Consider the following 20,670-nt stretch of genomic DNA (forward strand, 5'->3'; position numbering starts at 1 on the left):
GCGGCAACTGAAGCAGACAGCAAACCCCCTAAAGCAATTCCAGGAAAAGTGCGTAGCGGTTTTCCGTCCGGAATTGCGTAAAAACAAACACTTAGAGCGGTTCGGCGCTTTTATCAAAAGCTGAACCGCTACTTAAGCCGCTTCCTCATCGCTGTTGAAAACGGCAGCGCAGCGATCAGAGCGCCTTTCTGACCCTGTCCTTCACGTCGCCATAGGCCTTCTGCAATTTGCCGGCGATTTTGTCGGCCGAGCCTTCAGCCTGGACGCGCCTGTTGCCGGTGGCCTTGCCGGCGGCTTTCTTCACGGAGCCTTTGAACTGCTTGGCTAGGCCCGCAACCTGATCCTTGTTCACCATGGCCGCATCTCCTGGGGTTTAATTTGCCTTTGTCCTGGGCAAACGGGCGGCTGGTTTTTCGGTTCCGAGGCCACGGGTCCGCGATGGCCAGAGCCGTCCGGCTCGCCGGCGCTAAGCGGCGATTGCCGCTCGCCATAAAAGAACGCCCCTCGCGCGTTTTATTGCACGGGAGGCGTCCTTTGTGTCAGCCTTTCCTGAGATTGCTCTCGTGAACTGCTGACGATACCCAAAATGCATGGATGCCAAAATGGTTCCCGGCATGGTGCGATTTTTTTCGACAGCTGACGCTCGACCGGTTTCGGCGCCAAATCCGCCATCGAATCCCTGCTTAATCCAACCTGGCGGCGATCGGTCCGCCGGGCGGCGAAAGCAAAAATTGACACGGCGTCAAAAGAAGTCTATAAGAAATTCGTCGATATTTGTTTGACTGACTTTTGTTATCCGCGTGCTCAGGCGCGCCTTTGACGAACTTCCCCCATCAAAATCGAGACAAACGTTGTTGTGCATTCGCATGACGGCGAACGAATATTTGCCACGGAAAGGGTTCGTTATGAGCACAGGCACAGTTAAATGGTTCAACGCCACCAAGGGTTTTGGTTTTATTCAGCCTGACGACGGCTCGGCCGACGTTTTTGTCCACATCTCGGCCGTAGAGCGCGCCGGAATGCGCGACATCGTTGAGGGCCAGAAGCTCGGCTACGAGATGGTCCGCGACAACAAGTCGGGCAAGATGTCCGCCGATCAGTTGAAGGCGGCCTAAAACGGAATTCAGCCTCGCTGGTGACCACGGATGTACTGGCACTGGTGAATGGCGAATTTCAACGCATGACCCCGGAAACATCAGTTTCCGGAAAGGATCATGCGCAGAATGAGAAAGTGCCAGCGCGTTCATGTGGATGCGCGGTGCTCTAGCGGAAGGTCAGGCAATGCCTGGCCTTTTGCATTTGGGGCGCTTCAAAAGTTCGAAAAGAGCACTGCGCGTTCGCTTGAACGTGTTAAGGGTGCTCCAGCAATTTGAATCCGACTGCCGTATTGCTTTGTGCGTGGTCCTGGTCGAAACACCGGTCTCGCCATTTTTCGGCATTACGCTCCGAACCGGGAGAAAGACCTTGACCCCCACTTCAAAGAAATCCCGCGACCAGGCCGAATCCATCTTCAGCAAGACCCAGACCCAGTCCATGTCGCTCAACCGCATCATTTCCGAACAGGATGCTGTCAGCCAGGCCCGGGAAGCCAAGACCGCGCGGCTGCGCGAACTGCGCCTGGAAAAGGAAGCCGACGATATGGCTGCCGCCGCCGCGCTCGCCGCCTCGCCGAAGCGCGTGGGCAAACGCTGATGGCTACCAAGCGCGTCCCGCAAAAGGCGATCGCCGCCGATTCGACCATCGCCGATGTCGTGGCAGATCTCGACAAGCCGGTCGAATATGTCCGCCGCGTGCTCGAAAAGCTCGAGCGCTGCAGGCGTGCCCATGGCGATGCCCAGGTCAGGCTCGGCGTGCGTGGCCGCTCCGAATGCCCGAACTATCTGATCGAGTATGTCCGCGAAAATGCCAAGACCCATGAGAGGGTCACCCATCAGGATGCCGCCTATAGCGGCAGCACGCATCGCGAGCTGGCGCCCCGACACATCGAGGAGGCCAGGAACTGGTCGCCCGAGGAAATGAACATCACGGCCGTCTCGGCGCTGATCGGCCGCCTTCGCAACCCGAATGCGCCATCATCGCGTTTCTCCGACGAGGATTGATATGGCCATAAAATTCTCCGCCAAGGATCAGCCGGCGGCATCCGCTGCCACCGCAAAGCTGGCCAAGCCGGCTGCCGCGCCGAAAGCCGACATTACCGCCGAGGCCGCGACCGATCTGTTCAAGTCGCCGGCGGACGTGGCGTCGCGCAAGACCAGGAAGAAGAAATAGCGCCCTTGCCGCGAAAGGCCGACCTGAATCCTGTTGCGTCAGGGCTGCTTGCCTTGGCGAGCACCGGAGACTTTTCGTCTCTTGAGGAGGGCGCCGCCTCTCTCTTCGATTGCCAGAGCTGCGGCGCCTGCTGTTCCTATGCGGCCGAATGGCCGCGCTTTTCGACCGAGGATGACGAGCAGCTCGACCGGATCCCGCAGAAATATGTGGCTGCCGACGAGGCAGGCATGCGCTGCGACGGCGTGCGCTGTTCGGCACTTTCCGGCGAGGTCGGGAAGTCGACCGCCTGTGGCATCTACGAGGTCCGACCGGACGTCTGCCGCGCCTGCATGCCCGGTGGCGACGATTGCCTGATGGCGCGCAGGGCGCATGGGCTGTCGACGCTGTAGTAACGGGCCTAGGTAGCGTTTTTGTAGATCAGGCCATCTTTCATGATGATTTTGAAGTTGTTGGCTGGATCGGCCACCACGTCGAGGTTCTCCAGCGGATTGCCTTCGACGAGCAGGAGGTCCGCGAGCGCGCCTTCTTCGATCACGCCGAGTTTCCCCGGATAGGGGTTGCGACGGCCCGACAGCGCGAGCAGCTCGGCATTTGTCCCGGTCGCCATGACGAGCGCTTCGGCAGGCGTGTACCAACGGACGAGCGACGCCAGGATTGCCCCCTGCTGCTTCGCCAACGCGCGGGAGAACAGGACATCGGTGCCCCATGCCGTCTTGATCTTGTATTTCTTGGCGAGTTCGTAGGTCCTGCCAATGCCCGGCCACACTTCATCGGCCTTGGCTCGCTCGACCGAACCCTCCCGGAGGCCTGTCCTCATCAATTCGGGAAGCGGCTGCAAGCTCAGCCAAATGTCCTTTTCGGCGATCAGCTTGGCGGTTGCCTCGTCCATGAGGAAGCCGTGTTCGATGCACTTAACGCCAGCCGCGATAGCCTTCCGGATCGCATCCGAGGTGAAGGCGTGCGCGGCGACGTAGGTGCCCCAATTTTCGGCAATTTCAACGGCGGCCCGCAGTTCGGGCTCGGTGAAGGTGGTGACGTCGAGCGGGCTGTGGGGCGACGACACTCCGCCGCCCGCTGTCAACTTCAGCAGCGCGGCCCCCTGCATGAACTGCTCGCGGGCACGCAAACGCACCTCGTCGGGGCTGTCCACAACTATGCTGCCGCCGTTCCTCTCCATGGGAGTGAACAAGCCGCCGATCGTCCGAGGCAAATCGCTGAGCTGGCGGAAATCCCCATGCCCGCTGGTCACGGTGATCATGGCTCCGGACGGATAGATGCGTGGTCCCGCTATGATGCCTTGATCTATCGCGCGCTTGAGGCCGAACGCCGGCCCGCCCACGTCGCGAACGGTGGTGAAGCCGCGCATCAGCGTATCCGTCGCCTCGTCGCCGGCCGCAAGATTGGCGAAGCCGACGTCGCCCATCGCCTCTGCCGGCGTGGACGCAATCAGCATTGCGTGCCAATGCGCATCGATCAGCCCCGGCATTAGCGTTCGCCCGTTGCCGGCAATGCGCCGCGCGTCTTCGGCCGCGATGGGACTTGTCGAGATCCGCGCGATCACATTGCCCTCGACCAGCACATTGGATGGGGCCGAAAGTGCAGCGCCTTTTCCGTCGAAGATGCGGACGTTTTCGAAAAGCACGTCGTCAGCGGCCGCAGTTGCGCAAAGTCCGAGCACGAGGGCTGCCGCAAGCATTTCTCTGCCTGAGCGAAGGATCATGAAAGCCGTGCGGGCAGAGAAAACGGCTGCGGCGAAGGACACAGCATGCGCCACGACCTCGCCTTTTGTCAGCTCCTGCGATCCAAAGGATTTGTGACACATGACGGTTATCCTGCTTCAGGAGGAGGTGGTCACGGCGCAAGGACAAGTTCTAGCTTATACGGCATCGTCGTCAAGAAGCGTTCCAGACTGGTTTCTTTCGCAGCGAGGGGTCGTTCGAAGGTCAGGCCGATCATGGTGATACCGGGCAAGCAGTGCATGGTTCGCCTGAGGAAGCGATCAGACGAGGGAGCGCCCGGGATGGGTGGGAAGTCGCTGTTCGGTTCATCTGCGAGAACAAGCACGTTGCCAGGAGCGGGACATTCGCCTTGGTCTTTCCTGCGAGGCAGCCGCCCAGAACCCAGGAGAAGGATTGGTACGGGCTACCCTGTTGCTCCAGGTCTTGTCACTAGTTCGGGGCACGCGACCAGGCGCCCACTTCCGAGCGGCTCACGATCACGCTACCCGCCTCGATTTCGAGCTGCATGCGCTGTCCCAAAGTTTCGATATCGACCTCAGCGGCCGTCGCAACTCCCCGGCTCTGTATTTCCGGCAGCATTGTGACAATGAGTTCAGCGGTCTGGTGTGACCAGTCGAAACCGCCCTTGGTTCCCCCAACAACCGCCTCCAAGTGCATTGAGGGGGCGGTCAATCCAGCTGCGCGGAAAGCCGCATCGAGCTTGATACCCATATTGGTCTCGATACCGCTGCGCCGGAACGTCTCGACGATCCATCGACAGCAGTCGTCGTAGGTCGGCGCTGGCGGGCTAGATCGACAGCCGTCCCAATCCGGCTCATGGAAGACGATTGTCCCTCCAGGCCGGAGGTGACGAGCGACGCCACGCAGCATGGCCACCGCATCGGCTTGAAACATCAGAACATAGCGGCCGATCACGGCGTCGAACGGTCGGTCGAACGAGAGTGCCGCGGGATCGCCTTCACGGAAGCTGACATTCTGGATCGGATTCGCCGCCGCGCGCCCCTCCGCCGCCGCAAGAGCCGCTGGAGCCCGATCTGCGCCGATGACCTGACCTTCGCTGCCAACCATCTCGGAAACCAGGAATGTAACGTCGCCCGCGCCACAGCCGACGTCGAGCACGCGCATCCCGGCACTTATGCCCGCAGACAGCAAGATCCTTCGCGTGATCGGGTTAATGATGCCCGCCTGATGGCTGAGACGCCTGATCTCGCGATCGGAATGGACGAGAATATACGGGACGTGAACGTCGGCACGAGCGCCACCAGCGACTTCCATGGCTTGCCTCCCCTCATACGACTGTTCCCAAAGGGGACATCGCGTAAGTCGACGACTATGCGCCGATGCGGCAGCCAGTCAACCAGACTCGCTGTAGACCGCAATGCGATGTCGCTTCAGGGTCAATGCTTGCCTTAGAAGTCCTCCGAACAAAGTGCAAAAAACGGTCGTGAGCCGAAATTCGAAATGAGACACTACCGACCCTGGGCTGGCTTGTGCCCGCGCGTTTCGCTGGCTACGTTGCTGGCGGCAGGGACAACGCCGGGAGACCATCCGTGACCATCGAATTCTTGTTGACGTCGCTGATTGTCGTGGCTTCGCCCGGCACCGGCGTTCTCTATACGCTGAGCGCCGGGCTTTCGCGTGGCGCGCGCGCCAGCATCATCGCTGCTTTCGGTTGCACGCTCGGCATCATTCCGCATATGGCGGCCGCCATCACCGGGCTGGCGGCGCTGCTGCACACCAGCGCACTCGCCTTTGAGACGATCAAATATCTGGGCGTCGCCTACCTGCTGTACATGGCGTGGAACACGTTGAAGGAGAGCGGCGGCTTGAACGTCGGGCAGGATGTCGCGCCGCGCTCGGTCGGCAAGGTGATCACCTCAGGCATCCTCATCAACATCCTCAACCCGAAACTGTCGATCTTCTTCTTCGCCTTTCTGCCGCAGTTCGTCAGCACCACCGAACCGCATGCGCTGTCGAGGATGCTGGAGCTCAGCACCGTCTTCATGCTTTTGACCTTCGTCGTCTTCGTCGGCTACGGCATCTTCGCCGCCTCGATCCGCAGTCATGTCGTGTCGCGGCCGATGGTGCTGACCTGGCTGCGCCGCACCTTCGCCGGCGCCTTCGTCGCGCTCGGCGCAAAACTGGCACTGACGGACCGGTAGACAGTAAGGATCGCGGGCAGTCGTCGAAGCTGGCGCCGCCCCTCATCTGCCTGCCGGCATCTTCTCCCCGTCTAGGACGGGGAGAAGGGGCTGGCCGCAACCTGGCATCCTTCCTTTAACGCTTGAGATTGGCGAAATCTTTCGCGAAGGCAGCTTTCTCCCCGTCACTATACGGGGAGAAATGCCCGGCAGGGCAATGAGGGGCCGCGCCAAACCTATCCCTTCACATAACCCATCGCCTCGACGATCAGCCCGTCCGCTACGCGCATCAGATTGATGCCACGGATGGAGTTGCCGTCGGCACGCCAGTAACGCCAGCGGATTGTCGCCCGTTCACCGGCGACGAAGGTCTCCTCGATGTCGAAGCGGGTGCCGGGTTCGCTGGCTATCGCCGACCACAGGCGCACGCACGCCTCCCGGCCGGCATGGCGGGCGCCGTCCGGCGCCGGCACGGTATTTTCGATGACGCAGTCCTCTGCCACCAGGCCCGGGAGTGTCGATGGATCATGAAGCTGGAAAACGTCGTTGTAGCGCCGCATGATCTCGGCCGTCTGTCTGGATTGGTCGTCTGGATGGATGACCATGATGCTGTCCTGTTTCATCTCGGTATCTCCTGATTTCATTTTTTCACAGCGGCGGCCGTGACGAGGTCGGCTTTGAGCCTGATGTCAGCCACACCAGCCAGGGCGCGTGAGACCAGGCATGTCGCTTTCGCAGACTGGGCAAGGCGCTGGAATTCCTCGGGCGCCAGGCCCGGGATTTCGGCTTCCGTTTCAAGATCGATGCGGATGATCGTCGGTCCCGCCTTGCTCATGCCGAGGTGCACCTTGGCGACGGTGTGGATCCGTGCGGGGACATGGCCGCCGCTGCCGGCTATGGCGCTCAGCGCCATCGAAAAGCAGCCGGCATGCGCCGCCGCGATCAGTTCCTCGGGGTTCGTGCCGGGACCGTTCTCGAAGCGCGACGGGAAGGAATAGGCACCTTCGAAGACGCCGCTGCCGAGCCGAAGCCGGCCCGAACCTTCTTTCAACGACCCGTGCCATTGGGCTTCTGCCTCACGGATGGTCATTCTTTTTCTCCTCTGAATATTTCATTTTGTATATAGACCGATCTACATAATATATAGACCGATTGTCATACTCGGCGCAAGGCCTATAATGCTCACTCCTGACAGAGGTTGACATGGCGAACGATACCCGCACACGCATGATCGAGGCGACGGCGCTGCTGCTGAGGCAGCGCGGCTATCACGGCACCTCGCTCAACGACATTTTGAGCGCCTCCGCTGCGCCAAGAGGATCGCTCTATTTTCATTTTCCGGGCGGCAAGGACCAACTGGTCATCGAGGTGACGCGCGACAGCGTCGAAAAGGTCACGCAAAAGCTTGGCGAAGAGCTGGCCGCCGAAAAAGACCCGGCGGTGGCCGTCCACCATATCTATCAGTCCGTCGCGCGGATGCTGGAGGACAACCAGTTCACGCTTGGCTGTCCGATCGCGCCTGTGGTGCTGGACTCTCCGACCGACGTGCCGGAGCTGGCCGAACTATGCCGGTCGGCCTTCGAGCAATGGATAGGCTTGCTGCAGGCGGCCTTCGTCAGGGCAGGGGTGCCCGAGCGCCGCGCCCACGCTCTGGCGCTGCTTGTCGAATCATCGCTGGAAGGGCTGATGGTGATCGCGCGTGCCACCCGCGACCGTGCCCCGGTGCTGGCGGTGGCCGATGAGGTCGCCGCGCTGGTGGAAAGTGCGTTGCCGGCCAAGAAGGTCGCTGTCGCAGCGCATTGACGGTAGCATCTGAGCCGGGGGGCGCTCCGGCGAAATAATCGGCCGATGGCAACAAAAAGGGCGACCTCTCGGCCGCCCTTTCCGTATCTGAAGGCTGATGGATACGTGGATTAGAAATCCATGCCGCCCATGCCGCCCATGCCGCCGCCGCCCATGCCGCCTGGCATGCCGCCGCCAGCCGACTCCTTCTTCGGAGCCTCCGCGATCATGGCTTCGGTGGTGACCAGCAGGCCGGCGACCGAGGCCGCATCCTGGAGAGCCGTGCGCACGACCTTGACCGGATCGACGATACCCATGGCGATCATGTCGCCATATTCGCCGGTCTGGGCATTGAAGCCGAACGTCGGGCCCTTATTCTCGAGGATCTTGCCGGCAACGATCGATGCTTCCGCACCGGCGTTGGCCGCGATCTGGCGGGCCGGAGCCTGCAGCGCGCGACGCACGATGGCGATGCCCGCGGTCTGGTCGGAGTTGGCGCCGGTCGCCTTGATGCTCAGCGAAGCGCGCAGGAGTGCGACGCCACCGCCGGGAACGATGCCTTCTTCGACGGCCGCGCGGGTCGCGTTGAGGGCGTCATCGACGCGGTCCTTCTTTTCCTTGACTTCGATCTCGGTCGCACCGCCGACGCGGATGACGGCAACGCCGCCCGCCAGCTTGGCGAGACGTTCCTGCAGCTTCTCCTTGTCGTAATCCGAGGTGGTCTCCTCGATCTGCTGCTTGATCTGGGCGACGCGGCCCTGGATCTCGGCCTTCTTGCCGGCGCCGTCGACGATGGTGGTGTTCTCCTTGGAGATCGACACCTTCTTGGCGCGGCCGAGCATGTTGAGGCCGACATTCTCGAGCTTGATGCCGAGGTCTTCGGAAATGACCTGGCCACCGGTGAGGATGGCGATGTCTTCCAGCATGGCCTTGCGGCGATCACCGAAGCCCGGCGCCTTGACGGCGGCGATCTTCAGGCCGCCACGCAGCTTGTTGACGACCAGCGTGGCCAGAGCCTCGCCTTCGACGTCTTCCGAGATGATGACCAGCGGCTTCGAGGTCTGCACGACAGCCTCGAGGATCGGCAGCATGGCCTGCAGGTTGGAGAGCTTCTTCTCGTGGAGGAGAATGTAAGCGTCTTCCAGGTCCGCGACCATCTTGTCGGCGTTGGTGACGAAGTAGGGCGAGAGATAGCCGCGGTCGAACTGCATGCCTTCGACGACTTCGAGTTCGGTCTCGGCGGTCTTGGCTTCCTCGACCGTGATGACGCCCTCATTGCCGACCTTCTGCATCGCTTCGGCGATCATCGAGCCAACCGAAGCATCGCCATTGCCGGCGATGGTGCCGACCTGAGCAACTTCTTCCGAGGTCTTGATCTTCTTGGCGTTCTTGATCAGCGTCGCGACGACGTCGGCAACGGCGAGGTCGATGCCGCGCTTCAGGTCCATCGGGTTCATGCCGGCGGCAACCGCCTTGTGGCCTTCCTGGACGATCGACTGCGCCAGAACGGTCGCGGTCGTGGTGCCGTCGCCGGCGATGTCGTTGGTCTTCGAAGCAACTTCGCGGACCATCTGCGCGCCCATGTTCTCGAACTTGTCTTCAAGCTCGATTTCCTTGGCGACGGTGACGCCGTCCTTGGTGATGCGCGGTGCGCCGAACGACTTGTCGATGACGACGTTGCGGCCCTTGGGGCCGAGCGTGACCTTCACTGCGTCGGCGAGGATGTTGACGCCGCGCAGCATGCGCTCACGGGCATCACGGGAAAATTTTACGTCTTTGGCAGCCATTTTTAGCTCCTGGCAGGGGCTTGAATTGAGCCCGAAGATTTAAGTGACGGTGAGGCCGATATTCAGCCGATGATGCCCATGATGTCGGATTCCTTCATGATCAGAAGGTCTTCGCCATTGAGCTTGACTTCGGTGCCCGACCACTTGCCGAACAGGATGCGGTCGCCGGCCTTGACGTCCAGCGGGACGAGCTTGCCGGCTTCGTCACGGGCGCCGGAACCAACGGCGATGATCTCGCCTTCCTGCGGCTTTTCCTTCGCCGTATCGGGGATGATGATCCCGCCGGCAGTCTTGGATTCGGATTCAACCCGGCGTACGACCACGCGGTCATGAAGCGGGCGGAACTTCGACTTTGCCATTTTTTATTCCTCGATGAGAATGGTGAGAACAGTTCCTCCGTCCGGCGGCGCCGGACCTGGTTAGCACTCACCGATGGCGAGTGCTAACGTGGCGGTGAGATAAGCCGGTGGCCGGCGAGAGTCAAGGCGAGAGAGAGGGTGCCACCGCGCGAAATTTTTTCCATCCTGCAACGCAATTATGGAAAATCTCAGTTGCCACCTGAAATCTGGTCGAAATCTTACGGACAGTTCGGAAGTCAGTGTCCGAGGCGCAAGCCGATCTCCCGAGTTTCAAAATCAAGCAGCAGGCTGTTCTTCTCGAAATATCGGATGCCGACAATGTTGTGCTCGAGCCCAGGAACGATCTCCACCTCGCGATTGTATGTGGTCGTGAAATTCCAATCCCCCTGGCCGTCAGTTTTTACCAAGACCTTCGTGCCGGTGTTCAATGACGTGTGCGGCTTGGAGGCGTCGGTTACGACCATAATCGTTGAGTTGCCTGTGTCGTAGAGCGTTGGCCGGCAAATGGGTTCAGATCCCCATGAGAGACAGGAGTCGAGAGTGGGAAAATTGTATCGCCAATTGGCCTGTTTCCAGCTTTGCATCCTGAAGTCGTTTTTAACATCTTTCGGCACGCCGATGTGGAGCGCTTCCACTTGCGGACAGTTGCCGTCGTCGTTCGTGCAGGCCTTCCACTTGGTGCCTATCGGAGAGAGGTAGTAGCCTTTGTGCAGGCCGGGCCCAAAGCTCACATAGGCGAGCGGGGACTTGATCATCCGGTCTGGTCCGCTTCCGCCAACAGGAGAGATACCGAAAATGCCCTTGGGCCAAAGCGGGCCACCAACGATTTCTCCGGTACTCCGCCTGACTTTTTTGTAGCGGATGAGGAATGGGATTGAGGTGATGGTGGAGACCGGGGAGTCCGGCGAACCAAAACTCACGCGAGCGTAGGCAACGTTGCCGTACTCATCGTAAGTTCCATAGTTCATAACCACTTCTTCTGTGGTCACCATTATCCCGTCTATCTGCTGATCCTGCGCAATCTTTATTCCTGTGTCTGAACAGGTCTCGGCGGGCAGCACCGATTTGCAATCGATCGTCATTCCGCTCGATCCCGTATCGAGCACCAGCGGTTGGTTGACTGTCCGATTGCCCAAAGAAAGAATTTTCACATAGAGCATGCGAATGTTCTTTGGCTTTCCCGGGTACTCCAATTTTATCAAAGGCACCTTAGTTGGAAGCTCTTCGGCGTCGACTGAGGCAGGTAAAAAGCACGACTGGACTGCAAAAAATAACAGTAATGTCACCCAAAAATTCTTCATTTCCCCGCCCGTGTTACTGGCCAGCGCAGTTCCAACAAGCCGGAAATGCGCGGTCACGATGATCTTTGCTATTGGATCGGCTCACCCGATGAACTAAATTCAAGATGTCCGGGTCGTAGGAACGTGCCTATGCTCTTCTCCTCAGTGCCTCGGAGAACCAAGCACCAGAAGCGGGCATCGTTCCGCCAGCGGATAGGACCCGCTCGGCACGACGCGCACTTCGTCGAACCAGTCGCCCGCCTCATCGATGAGCATGGCCAGCGTCGCGAAGCAATAAATCGTCTGTGAGCCCGCATAGACGTCGATGGTGCCGATGGAGGCCATGCTCCATCCTGTCCGCGCGGCAAGGACGGCGCGGTCCGGGAAGGTCTCGTCAAAAGCGTCGCGGATCACCTGCACATTTATGGCGCGATCGGAATCGCTGGTCGTACACGCCATGGCGATCCGCCATTTGAGCGCATGGAAATTCTCAATTCCGCCGGCCAAGGCTTGGGCCTTGATGTCCTGCAAATCCTCGAACGTCTCAGGGCCGGCGAAAACGCGGATCGCCGCGCGGCTGCCGGGCTTCAGCACTCTGGCGACCTCGCCCAGGAGGGCGCGGCGAGCGCGTGCGGAATCGACGACCGTCAGACAACCGTCGCCTATGACCGCGCCGACGCTGGCGCGGCTGAGCGGAAGGTCCAGCCAGTTCCCGGTCGTTGCCCTGCGGCAGGCGCTGTCGCCCGGCCATACGCCCGAAACCATCGCGGCGGATCCGTCGACGGCCAGCATCGTCTTGCCGAGGCCGGCCAGTTCCGGGGTAACGCCCAGCAGCAGAACATCGGCTTCGTCCAGATCAAGCTCGCGCTCGACAATGCCAACTGTCTCCGGAGTTGGCCGGAGCGGCGCCTCCAGGAGCATCCAGTGACGGTGATAACTGTCCCAATGATTGGTCATGCGTGCCCGTCGGACCTAAAAAGGCTGGCGTCAACTGCCCATAGCCGCATAATGGAAGTGGGTATGGAAGCCAAGGGGGGAGCTGTGGCGCGTATCGTCGTCATAACGCATGAGCACGATCAGTTCCTTGGCAAGCGCGATATCCTGCTGCGCAGGGGCAGTCCCTATTTGCTTTTCGACGTTCTGGGAGAATTGAAAAGGCGCGGCCATTCGGTCCGGATTCAGCAAGGTCTGTCGAAGACATACAGCGCCGACGTCGCGGTTCTGCATGTCGATGCGACGATAACGCCCGCAGACTATCTCGACTATGCACGGAGTTTCCCATTCTGCCTCAATGTCGGGACGGCCGACATATCCAAACGACGGATCAGCGGAGCGTTGGTGAACGAGGGAGACGCCTGGCCAGGCCCGGTCATCGTCAAAAGCAATCTCAACAATCAGGGCATTCCGGAGAGGTTCCTCAATCGGCGAGCGCAGCGCGCGAGGAAACCACCGCCATTTCCGGACATGCCAGTCCTGCAGCCCTATGAGGTCTACGGATCTCTCGGCGATGTTCCGGATGGCGTCTTCGGGCGCGACGATCTGGTCGTGGACAAGTTCATTCCGGAAAAAGAACCCGATGGTTTCGCGGCGCGGTTCTGGGTGTTTTGCGGAGAGAGCGAACGTTGCACCCGCTACGTCTCGCCGAACGCCCTGGTCAAGGCGTCCGAGACGATCCGCCGCGAGCCCGTGCCTGTTCCCCAGGAAATGCGCCAGCTGCGACGCGAACTCGGTTTTGACTACGGCAAGTTCGATTTCGTCATCCATGAGGGCAGGGCGGTGCTGCTGGATGCCAACAAGACCCCCGGCCGCCCAAAAAACCTCGTGAAGATGTTCTCGGCCGGAGCCTCTCATCTGGCAAATGGCTTCGAGGAGTTGATCCGGCGAGTCTGATGCCTGGATACTTGACTAAGTCAAGCAAATGATTGATCGTGTGCGGGCAGGAGGATGCCATGACGATTCATCATCAACCCGGCAAGGAGCGGATCGATGCGGTGCGAGGCTTCAACCGCTTCTACACCCGTCAGATCGGCTTGCTCGACGAAGGATGGCTGAAAAGCACCTTCTCGCTGACCGAGGCTCGGGTGCTCTACGAACTGGCGCATCGCGATGGGCTGACCGCCACCGATCTTGCGCGCGATCTCGGTCTCGACCCTGGCTATCTCAGCCGGTTGTTGAAAAAGTTCGAGGAGCGCGGCCTGGTGGAGCGCGCAGCGACTGAAGCCGATGCGCGGCGCTCGTCGATCGCGCTGACGCCGGCGGGAAGGACGGCCTTCGCGCCGCTGAACCAGGGTTCGCACGATCAGGTCGCGGCCTTGCTCGACCGGCTTTCCGCTCCGGAACAGGACAGGCTGGTCAAGGCGATGCAGACGGTGCAGCGGCTGCTGGGCGAATGTACGGAGCCCAAGGTCCCCTACATGCTGCGGCCTTTGCAGGTCGGCGACATCGGCTGGATCATCCATCGCCAGGGCCTGCTCTACGCGCAGGAGTATGGCTGGGACGAAACCTATGAGGCGCTGGTCGCCGAAATCCTCGGTGCCTTCCTCAAATCCTTCGATCCGAAATGGGAGCGCAGCTGGATCGCCGAGCGGGACGGGGACGTCGTCGGCTCGGTCTTCGTCGTGCGCCAGTCGGACACGGTGGCGAAGCTGCGCCTGCTCTATGTCGAACCCTCGGCGCGCGGTCTCGGCATCGGCAAGCGGCTGGTCGAGGAATGCATCGGCTTTGCCCGCGCGAAGGGATACAAGACGCTGACGCTGTGGACCAACGACGTGCTCACCTCAGCGCGCCGCATCTACGAGGCATCAGGATTCAAGCTGGCCGACGAGGAGCGCCATCACGCCTTCGGCAAGGATCTGGTCGGCCAGAACTGGAACCTGGAGCTGTAACGTCTTTCCCTTCTCCCCTTGTGGGAGAAGGTGGATCGGCGCGCAGCGCCGAGACGGTTGAGGGGTGCTGGACGGAACGCCATCGGCGCCAGGCTGGAGCACCCCTCATCCGTCGCCTTCGGCGACACCTTCTCCCACAAGGGGAGAAGGCAAAAACCGGGCGGAGCGCGCCTCGACAATGATCTCCAACACAAGCTGGAAGCATCATTTGTCTGAAGCAATTGCCCTTGGCTGGCCGCGCTTCACCCCTTCACCGGTATCCAGATTTCCAGCCCGCCATTGCCGCTGCGTGGATCGAATTCGGGGCCGTAGCGCTCGAATTCGGGCGCATCGGCGATCTCGTGCCCGGAGGCCGGCAGCCATTTGTTCCAGATCGTGTTGACCGTGCGGCGGATGGTCGAGATGTGGTCACGATGGGCGAACACGGCGTATTTCTGCGCCGGCACGCGCACGCGCGAAAACTCCCTCGGCAGGTCCGAAAAATCGGACACCTCGACGCCGGCGATGTAGTCGAAATTGCCGGTGTCGTCGCCGTTGACGCAGACGCCATAGGCGACGTCGCCGATCTCGCCTGGAATATTGCCGATATACGGGCCGAACCGCTGCCATTGCATCGGGATGCCGGCGCTGGTTTCGCAGCTGTAGCGTTCGCCGAGACCGGCGATGAGAAACGGCCGGCTGGTCTCAAAACGCGGCGGCTCGAGATTGGTGAGGAAGGACTGGTCCATCAGGATCGGCTCCACGAGAGCGAGATTGTCGAGCGAGCCTTGCGCGCGCACCAGTTCCGGCGTGGTGCCGAATTGGTCGCGGAAGGCGCGGGTGAAGGCCTCATGCGAGGCGTAGCCGGCGTCGAGCGCGACCGAGAGGATGTCGGGTGCGCCGGCGGCGAGCCTGCGCGCCGCTTCGGTCAGCCGGCGAGAACGCATGTAGCCCATCACCGAACGGCCGGTCGCAGCCCCAAAGGCCCGCGTCACGTGAAAGCGCGACACGCCGCTGCTCTTGGCGACATCGGCGAGCGAGACGGATTCCGGCAGATGGCTTTCGACGAACCACAGCGCTTTCTCGGTCGGGTTCATATGGCTCCTCGCATTTGGCCCAGTCTTCGCATTTGGCCCAGTCTTCGCATTTGGCAAAGTCATGGTGCCGCTTCCTGGTGGAGGCAGTTTGATCGAAATTGCGCACCGCGCAAATCGCGAGCGACGGCGGCCGGCAAGTCGAAGGCGTCGGGCGAAAGAGCTTGACAGGAGCAAGCGGCGTCTTTTAAATGGTAACGTTATTACATAACGAGATTCGTATGGCTCTTTCTGACAAGACCCTTCGCTCCAGCGGCTGTTTCAACCCTGGAAATTTATTGCGCTGTGATTGGCGGAAAACTAGGGTGCCTGGGTGATGGTCCCCGAGTCGAAAGGCAAGGGGTGAAAAGGGAACACGGTGAGATCTTCGGATCGAGGCCGTGGCTGCCCCCGCAACTGTAAGCGGTTAGCAAAATCCGAAATGCCACTGGCCGGCAAGGCTGGGAAGGCAGGATGGCGCAAAGACCCGCGAGCCAGGAGACCTGCCATCAGCATGAGTTGACCGGACGGGGTGTGCCGGGAGGAGACGTGGACATCGGTCTTGTCGGCCGGTCCGTCCAGCTTCCTTCCGTCGCCATTGAGAAAGTGACGGTAAGTTGGACGCCTCCCAGCCTCTTCTTGAAGCGCGTGAGCTGAGCGCGACGGCGAATGGCCAATGCCTGGTCAGCGCGGTCAGCCTTTCGGTGGCGGCGGGCGATCGCCTCGCAATCATCGGTCCCAACGGCGCCGGCAAGACGACGCTGTTGCGCATGCTATGTGGCACCCTGCGGCCAAGCGCGGGAGATGTGAGATTTTCCGGACGCCGGCTGGAGACGTTTTCGGCCGCCGAGCGGGCGCTGCACATGGCTGTCGTCGGCCAGACCGATCAGCCTGATCCGCGGCTTGCCGTGATCGACTACGTCGAGCTTGGCCGCGTCCCGCATGCCGGCTTGCGACGGAGGAGCGAGCAACGCGACATCGCCGTCGAAGCGCTTCGCAGAACCGGCCTGCTGCCGCTGCTCGGCCGCACGATCGGCTCGCTATCGGGTGGCGAGCGGCAACGCGCCCAGCTGGCACGCGCCGTTGCCCAGGAGCCAAAAATCCTGTTCCTCGATGAACCGACCAATCATCTCGATCCGCGCGCCCGCAGCGAGCTTCTCGAACTCGTGTCGCAGTTTGGCATGACCGTCGTGGCGGTGCTTCATGATCTGTCGCTGGTCACGCCATTTGCCACCAGGGTCGCGGTGATGAACGAGGCCCGCCTGCAGGCGTTTGCCGGTCCGCGCGAGGCGCTGACCAAGCAGTTGATCCGCCAGATTTTCGGCGTCGACGTGCTTCGGCTGCGCCATCCCACCGAAGACCGCGAACTCACGGTATTCGACGTTCCGAACCGTGCCTCTTCACATTCCGATTTGACCAAGGAGCAATATTCGTGAAACGCCTCGCATTGTCTTTCGCCTCCCTCCTGTTTGCCCAGACCGCCTTCGCTTTCCCGGTGACCGCCTTTGCTTTCCCGGTAACTGTAGACAGCTGCGGCACGCCGCTGACGTTCGACGCCGCGCCGAAGCGCGCCATCATCCAGGATATGAACATGGCCGAGATGGCCTTCGCGCTGGGGCTGCAACCGTCGATCCTCGGCCTGACCGGCATCACCGGATGGTACAAGGTCGGTCCGGAATTCAAGGCCGAGCAGGGCTCGATCCCGGAACTCGCGCCGAAATATCCGACACTTGAAAACCTCGTCGCGGTCGAGCCCGATTTCTTCTTCGCCGGCTGGTATTACGGCATGAAGCCGGGCGGCGAGGTGACGCCCGATACGCTGGCGCCGCACGGCATCAAGACGCTGGTGCTGACGGAAAGCTGCGTCCATCTCGACAACAACCGCCCCGCCGCCTCGATGGACCTGCTCTACGACGACATCGAAAAGCTGGGCAGGATTTTCGACAAGGAAGCCGAGGCGAAAAAACTTGTTTCGGACTGGAAAGCGCAACTCGCCGATATCACGGCGAAGGTTGGCGACCACAAGGGAACGCGCGTATTTCTTTACGACTCCGGCGAAGACAAACCCTTCACATCAGGCAAGTTCGCGATCCCCAGCGCCATGATCGCCGCTGCCGGCGGCGACAACATCATGGCCGACATGCAGACGAGCTGGGGCAATACGGATTGGGAAACGGTCGCCTCCCGCAATCCGCAGTTCCTGATCCTGCTCGATTACCAGGACGGTGGCGGCTACAGGAAACTGCTCGATTTCCTCAAAGTTCATCCGGCGATGAAGGAAACCGACGCGGTCAGGAATGAGCGCTTCGTCGCGCTGCGCTATGCCGAGCTGACGCCCGGGCCAGCCAACATCGAGGCGATCGGCAAGATCGCCAGGGCGATGCACCCGGAAGCTTTCTGAGCTTGCGCCGCAGGGCGTTCGAATTGGCAATGATAGCAGGAGCAGTGGCGATTGCCACTCTTGCACTGCTGTCGATCGCCTATGGATCGACGGTCATAGCGTTGAGCGACGTGGTTGCCGCGCTCGGACATGCGGCCGGACTGGACGGAGACATCGTGCCCGGTCCGGTCGGCAAAATCGTTGTCGATCTCAGGCTGCCGCGCACGATCATGGCCATCTGTGTCGGCGCCGGGCTGGGCGTCATCGGCGCGCTGCTGCAGACGGTAACGCGCAACGACCTCGCCGATCCGTTCCTGTTCGGCCTGTCGTCCGGTGCCGCGGCCGGCGCGGTTTCCGTTATCACCATTTTTGGCGACCATTTCGGCATCTGGACGTTGCCGGTCGCTGCCTTCACCGGCGGCATTTTGGCCGCCGGCATCGTGCTGTTGCTGGTTTCGCGGGTGAGGGGGCAAGGCCCCGAACGGCTGATATTGGCCGGGCTTGCCGTATCGTTCATGTTCACCGCCTTGACCAACTATCTCGTCTTTGCCGGTGACCAGCGCGCCGCCCACTCGGTGCTGTTCTGGACGATGGGCGGGCTCGGGCTGGCGCGGTGGGACAATGTCGGACTGGCTGCTCTGGGCGCAGGCACCATCCTTGTGTTCGGACTTTGGAACCACCGTCGGCTCGACGCTTTCCTGGCCGGCGAAAACGCCGCCGAAAGCCTCGGCGTGCCGGTTGCGCGGATGCGCAGGACGACATTTCTCGTCGCTGCTTTCTCGACGGCGATCCTCGTCTCGGTGGCAGGCGTCATAGGTTTCGTCGGTCTGATGATCCCGCATCTGTCCCGGCCCCTGGCCGGCCCGTTGCACCTGCGCCTGATTGCAAGCTGCGCCCTCTTTGGAGCGGTGCTGTTGCTGGCAAGCGACCTTCTAGCCCGCACGCTGCTGCCGCCGCAGGAACTGCCGATCGGCATCATCACCAGCTCGGTCGGCGCTTTTTTCGTGGTCACGATGCTCATTCGCAATCGTTCCTGATGTGACTGCCATCCACACTTGCCGGCTTCTGGCATAATGCCGCATCTTGAATAGTAAGCACGCTTATAATATATGCCGCTCATGGTTTCCGACGGCATCGATAGATTGGGCTTTTTGATCCACGACGTGCAGCGCCTGATGCGCAAGCGCTTCGAGGCGAAGGCCAGCGGGCTCGGCCTTTCCTCGGCGCAATGGCGGCTTATGGTCCGCGTCGCCAAGGAAGAAGGCATCACGCAAGCGCGGCTCGCCGAGCTTCTCGAGATCGAGCCGATCAGCGTGTCGCGCCTGGTCGACCGCATGGAGGAGAGCGGCTGGATCGAGCGCCGTTCCGACGCCACCGACCGCCGCGTCCGCATGATCTTCCCGACCGCCAAAGCGAGCGAGGCCTACGCAGAGATCAAGAGCCTTGCTGGCGAAGTCTATGAGGAATCGCTTACCGGCGTGTCGCTCGAAGATCGCCGCATCCTGATCAAGGGTCTGGAGGCAATGGCCAAGAACCTGGCGGACGGCGAGACGGCGTCCGGCGAAAAAGTCAAAGGTGCAGAAGGCGCAGCAGCATGAACGCGGTAGCCAAGGTAGATGAGAATGCAACCAAGCTGGAGGTTGAAGCTCCGGCGCAGCCGGCGGCAGCTCCGGTGGCGGTCGCTCCGCAGCTAGCACCGGCGCCGGTGGTGCCGAAGAAGAAGCGCCGTGTCGGCCGCTTCCTATTGATGTTTGCGCTCCCCGTGGCACTGATCGCCGGCGGCAGCTACGTCTGGGTGACCGGCGGCCGCTACCAGGAAACCGAAAACGCCAATCTGCAGCAGGCCAAGGTCTCGATAGCCGCCGATACGGCGGGTCGCATCGTTCAGGTCGATATTTTCGACAACCAGTCCGTCAAGCAGGGCGACGTGCTGTTCGCCATCGATCCCGAGCCCTACCGGATCGCATTGGCCCAGGCCGACGCGGCGGTGGCCGGCGCGCGCCTCAATGTCGAGCAGCTGCGTGCGGCCTACAGCCAGGCGCTGGCGCAGGAGAAGTCCGACGCCAGCCAGGTCGACTACGCGCAGTCGCAATACGACCGAGCCGCCGACCTTGCCCGCAAGGGCATCAATGCCAAGTCCTCGCTCGACGAGGCCAGGAACGATCTCGACAAAGCCAAGCAGCAACTGGCCGTGGCCGAGCAGGGCATCCTCAGCGCCAAGGCGGGCCTTGGCGGCAATCCCGATATCGAGACCGATAAGCATCCGACCGTGATGGCGGCGCTCGCCGCGCGCGACAAGGCTGCCTATGATTTGGCGCAGACCACTGTCAGGGCGCCGGCTGACGGCATCGTCAGCCAGGCTGCCTCGTTCAAGGTCGGCCAGTATGTCGGCTCTGGCACGCCGCTGTTTTCGCTGGTCGAGACCGGCGACACCTGGATCGATGCCAATTTCAAGGAAACGCAGCTCACCCACATGAAGCCGGGCCAGAAGGCCGAAATCGTGGTCGACACCTATCCAGGCAAGACGTTCGAGGCCACCGTCAAGGCGATCGGCGCCGGCACGGGAGCCGAGTTCTCGCTGTTGCCCGCCCAGAACGCCACCGGCAATTGGGTCAAAGTCACCCAGCGCATTCCGGTGCGCCTGGAACTGGCCGATGCCGACGCCAAGATGGCGCTGCGCACCGGCATGAGCGCGACCGTCACGGTGGACACCGGCGTTTCCCGCGGGCTTCCCAGCATCTTCGGCCACGCCACGGCGAGTGAGGCACAATAGACCGCCTCGTTCCATTGGACGATGAGGTCTGAGACGCAACAAGTAGAATGCAGGCCGCGCACGGAGAGGAACGCAGCTGACAGGATTGGTCCGACGGGAGATGCACCAGGGGTTAGGGTTTGGATCGGGCTGCGTTGCGGCCTGAGCGAAGCCTGAACAACGCGACGCAGACCCGTTTCGGTCCTCAGGTTTCCGGGCGGCAGGCGCCGTTTTATCGAGACGCT

Annotated in this window: 24 protein-coding genes and 1 riboswitch; of the genes, 14 read left to right on the forward strand and 10 right to left on the reverse strand. The window is 61.5% G+C overall.

The window, feature by feature from the left end; translation table 11 throughout:
* Positions 1-175: 175 nt before the first annotated feature.
* The gene (locus tag RPG13_RS17040) at positions 176-355 is read right to left on the reverse strand and encodes a CsbD family protein (RefSeq protein WP_126107058.1); all 180 of its coding nucleotides are present in this window, start codon (positions 353-355) and stop codon (positions 176-178) included.
* Positions 356-905: 550 nt separating this feature from the next.
* Here RPG13_RS17040 and RPG13_RS17045 point away from each other — a divergent pair.
* The 5 genes from RPG13_RS17045 to RPG13_RS17065 all read left to right on the forward strand — a co-directional run bounded on the left by RPG13_RS17045 (position 906) and on the right by RPG13_RS17065 (position 2,657).
* Entirely contained in the window at positions 906-1,115 is a 210-nt protein-coding gene (locus tag RPG13_RS17045) for a cold-shock protein (RefSeq protein ID WP_010915421.1), read from the forward strand.
* Between the two features lie 349 nt (positions 1,116-1,464).
* Positions 1,465-1,692: a hypothetical protein gene (locus tag RPG13_RS17050; RefSeq protein ID WP_126107536.1), complete on the forward strand. Its 228-nt coding sequence runs from the start codon at positions 1,465-1,467 to the stop codon at positions 1,690-1,692.
* Positions 1,692-2,099, forward strand: coding sequence for a hypothetical protein (locus tag RPG13_RS17055; protein WP_126107057.1), 408 nt, complete (start codon positions 1,692-1,694; stop codon positions 2,097-2,099). The genes RPG13_RS17050 and RPG13_RS17055 overlap by 1 nt, the downstream gene beginning before the upstream one ends.
* 1 nt (position 2,100) lies before the next feature.
* Positions 2,101-2,268, forward strand: coding sequence for a hypothetical protein (locus RPG13_RS17060; RefSeq protein ID WP_292224780.1), 168 nt, complete (start codon positions 2,101-2,103; stop codon positions 2,266-2,268).
* A gap of 53 nt (positions 2,269-2,321) precedes the next feature.
* A complete protein-coding gene (locus tag RPG13_RS17065) occupies positions 2,322-2,657 on the forward strand; it encodes a YkgJ family cysteine cluster protein (protein ID WP_292224783.1) in 336 nt (111 codons plus the stop codon).
* Positions 2,658-2,665: 8 nt separating this feature from the next.
* Here RPG13_RS17065 and RPG13_RS17070 read toward each other — a convergent pair whose 3' ends face one another.
* Complete coding sequence (locus RPG13_RS17070) at positions 2,666-3,964, reverse strand: metal-dependent hydrolase family protein (protein WP_292224786.1); 1,299 nt, start codon at positions 3,962-3,964, stop codon at positions 2,666-2,668.
* Positions 3,965-4,436: 472 nt separating this feature from the next.
* Positions 4,437-5,282 carry a class I SAM-dependent methyltransferase gene (locus RPG13_RS17075; RefSeq protein ID WP_292627438.1) on the reverse strand — a complete coding sequence of 282 codons (846 nt, stop codon included), beginning with the start codon at positions 5,280-5,282 and terminating at the stop codon, positions 4,437-4,439.
* Positions 5,283-5,557: 275 nt separating this feature from the next.
* Between RPG13_RS17075 and RPG13_RS17080 the strand changes: the two genes are divergently transcribed.
* Positions 5,558-6,169, forward strand: a complete 612-nt coding sequence (locus tag RPG13_RS17080; protein ID WP_126107055.1) for a LysE family translocator — start codon at positions 5,558-5,560, stop codon at positions 6,167-6,169.
* A gap of 215 nt (positions 6,170-6,384) precedes the next feature.
* On the opposite strand, the gene RPG13_RS17085 is transcribed toward RPG13_RS17080, so the two are convergent.
* Positions 6,385-6,771 (reverse strand): nuclear transport factor 2 family protein, encoded by a 387-nt coding sequence (locus tag RPG13_RS17085; protein WP_292224794.1) that lies wholly within the window; start codon positions 6,769-6,771, stop codon positions 6,385-6,387.
* Positions 6,772-6,788: 17 nt separating this feature from the next.
* Positions 6,789-7,238 carry an OsmC family protein gene (locus RPG13_RS17090; protein WP_126107053.1) on the reverse strand — a complete coding sequence of 150 codons (450 nt, stop codon included), beginning with the start codon at positions 7,236-7,238 and terminating at the stop codon, positions 6,789-6,791.
* A 113-nt stretch (positions 7,239-7,351) separates the two neighbouring features.
* Between RPG13_RS17090 and RPG13_RS17095 the strand changes: the two genes are divergently transcribed.
* A complete protein-coding gene (locus RPG13_RS17095; RefSeq protein WP_127206546.1) occupies positions 7,352-7,951 on the forward strand; it encodes a TetR/AcrR family transcriptional regulator in 600 nt (199 codons plus the stop codon).
* Between the two features lie 110 nt (positions 7,952-8,061).
* Here RPG13_RS17095 and groL read toward each other — a convergent pair whose 3' ends face one another.
* The 4 genes from groL to RPG13_RS17115 all read right to left on the reverse strand — a co-directional run bounded on the left by groL (position 8,062) and on the right by RPG13_RS17115 (position 12,313).
* Positions 8,062-9,717, reverse strand: a complete 1,656-nt coding sequence (gene groL / locus RPG13_RS17100; RefSeq protein ID WP_126107051.1) for a chaperonin GroEL — start codon at positions 9,715-9,717, stop codon at positions 8,062-8,064.
* A gap of 62 nt (positions 9,718-9,779) precedes the next feature.
* Positions 9,780-10,076: a co-chaperone GroES gene (gene groES, locus RPG13_RS17105; protein ID WP_006203049.1), complete on the reverse strand. Its 297-nt coding sequence runs from the start codon at positions 10,074-10,076 to the stop codon at positions 9,780-9,782.
* 236 nt (positions 10,077-10,312) lie between these two features.
* Entirely contained in the window at positions 10,313-11,434 is a 1,122-nt protein-coding gene (locus RPG13_RS17110; protein WP_292224800.1) for a hypothetical protein, read from the reverse strand.
* Between the two features lie 84 nt (positions 11,435-11,518).
* Entirely contained in the window at positions 11,519-12,313 is a 795-nt protein-coding gene (locus RPG13_RS17115; protein WP_292224803.1) for a class I SAM-dependent methyltransferase, read from the reverse strand.
* A gap of 63 nt (positions 12,314-12,376) precedes the next feature.
* Here RPG13_RS17115 and RPG13_RS17120 point away from each other — a divergent pair, with 63 nt between their 5' ends.
* Together RPG13_RS17120 and RPG13_RS17125 are read left to right on the forward strand one after the other, a co-directional pair.
* Complete coding sequence (locus RPG13_RS17120) at positions 12,377-13,246, forward strand: hypothetical protein (RefSeq protein ID WP_292224806.1); 870 nt, start codon at positions 12,377-12,379, stop codon at positions 13,244-13,246.
* Positions 13,247-13,305: 59 nt separating this feature from the next.
* Entirely contained in the window at positions 13,306-14,241 is a 936-nt protein-coding gene (locus tag RPG13_RS17125; protein ID WP_292224808.1) for a bifunctional helix-turn-helix transcriptional regulator/GNAT family N-acetyltransferase, read from the forward strand.
* A gap of 242 nt (positions 14,242-14,483) precedes the next feature.
* Here RPG13_RS17125 and RPG13_RS17130 read toward each other — a convergent pair whose 3' ends face one another.
* The gene (locus RPG13_RS17130) at positions 14,484-15,317 is read right to left on the reverse strand and encodes an AraC family transcriptional regulator (RefSeq protein WP_292224810.1); all 834 of its coding nucleotides are present in this window, start codon (positions 15,315-15,317) and stop codon (positions 14,484-14,486) included.
* A 297-nt stretch (positions 15,318-15,614) separates the two neighbouring features.
* Positions 15,615-15,818, forward strand: a riboswitch (cobalamin riboswitch).
* A 92-nt stretch (positions 15,819-15,910) separates the two neighbouring features.
* Between RPG13_RS17130 and RPG13_RS17135 the strand changes: the two genes are divergently transcribed.
* The 5 genes from RPG13_RS17135 (at position 15,911) to RPG13_RS17155 (ending at position 20,446) form a co-directional block, all read left to right on the forward strand.
* Positions 15,911-16,729 carry an ABC transporter ATP-binding protein gene (locus tag RPG13_RS17135; RefSeq protein WP_095485606.1) on the forward strand — a complete coding sequence of 273 codons (819 nt, stop codon included), beginning with the start codon at positions 15,911-15,913 and terminating at the stop codon, positions 16,727-16,729.
* Complete coding sequence (locus tag RPG13_RS17140) at positions 16,726-17,694, forward strand: ABC transporter substrate-binding protein (protein WP_441338362.1); 969 nt, start codon at positions 16,726-16,728, stop codon at positions 17,692-17,694. Before RPG13_RS17135 ends, RPG13_RS17140 begins: the two co-directional genes overlap by 4 nt.
* A gap of 29 nt (positions 17,695-17,723) precedes the next feature.
* Complete coding sequence (locus RPG13_RS17145) at positions 17,724-18,710, forward strand: FecCD family ABC transporter permease (protein ID WP_126107047.1); 987 nt, start codon at positions 17,724-17,726, stop codon at positions 18,708-18,710.
* Positions 18,711-18,791: 81 nt separating this feature from the next.
* Entirely contained in the window at positions 18,792-19,271 is a 480-nt protein-coding gene (locus RPG13_RS17150) for a MarR family winged helix-turn-helix transcriptional regulator (RefSeq protein ID WP_095485822.1), read from the forward strand.
* The gene (locus RPG13_RS17155) at positions 19,268-20,446 is read left to right on the forward strand and encodes an HlyD family secretion protein (RefSeq protein WP_126107046.1); all 1,179 of its coding nucleotides are present in this window, start codon (positions 19,268-19,270) and stop codon (positions 20,444-20,446) included. The genes RPG13_RS17150 and RPG13_RS17155 overlap by 4 nt, the downstream gene beginning before the upstream one ends.
* The last annotated feature ends 224 nt before the right edge of the window (positions 20,447-20,670 follow it).

The organism is Mesorhizobium sp. ISC15, from assembly GCF_037162615.1.
In the GTDB taxonomy this organism is placed as follows: domain Bacteria; phylum Pseudomonadota; class Alphaproteobacteria; order Rhizobiales; family Rhizobiaceae; genus Mesorhizobium; species Mesorhizobium mediterraneum.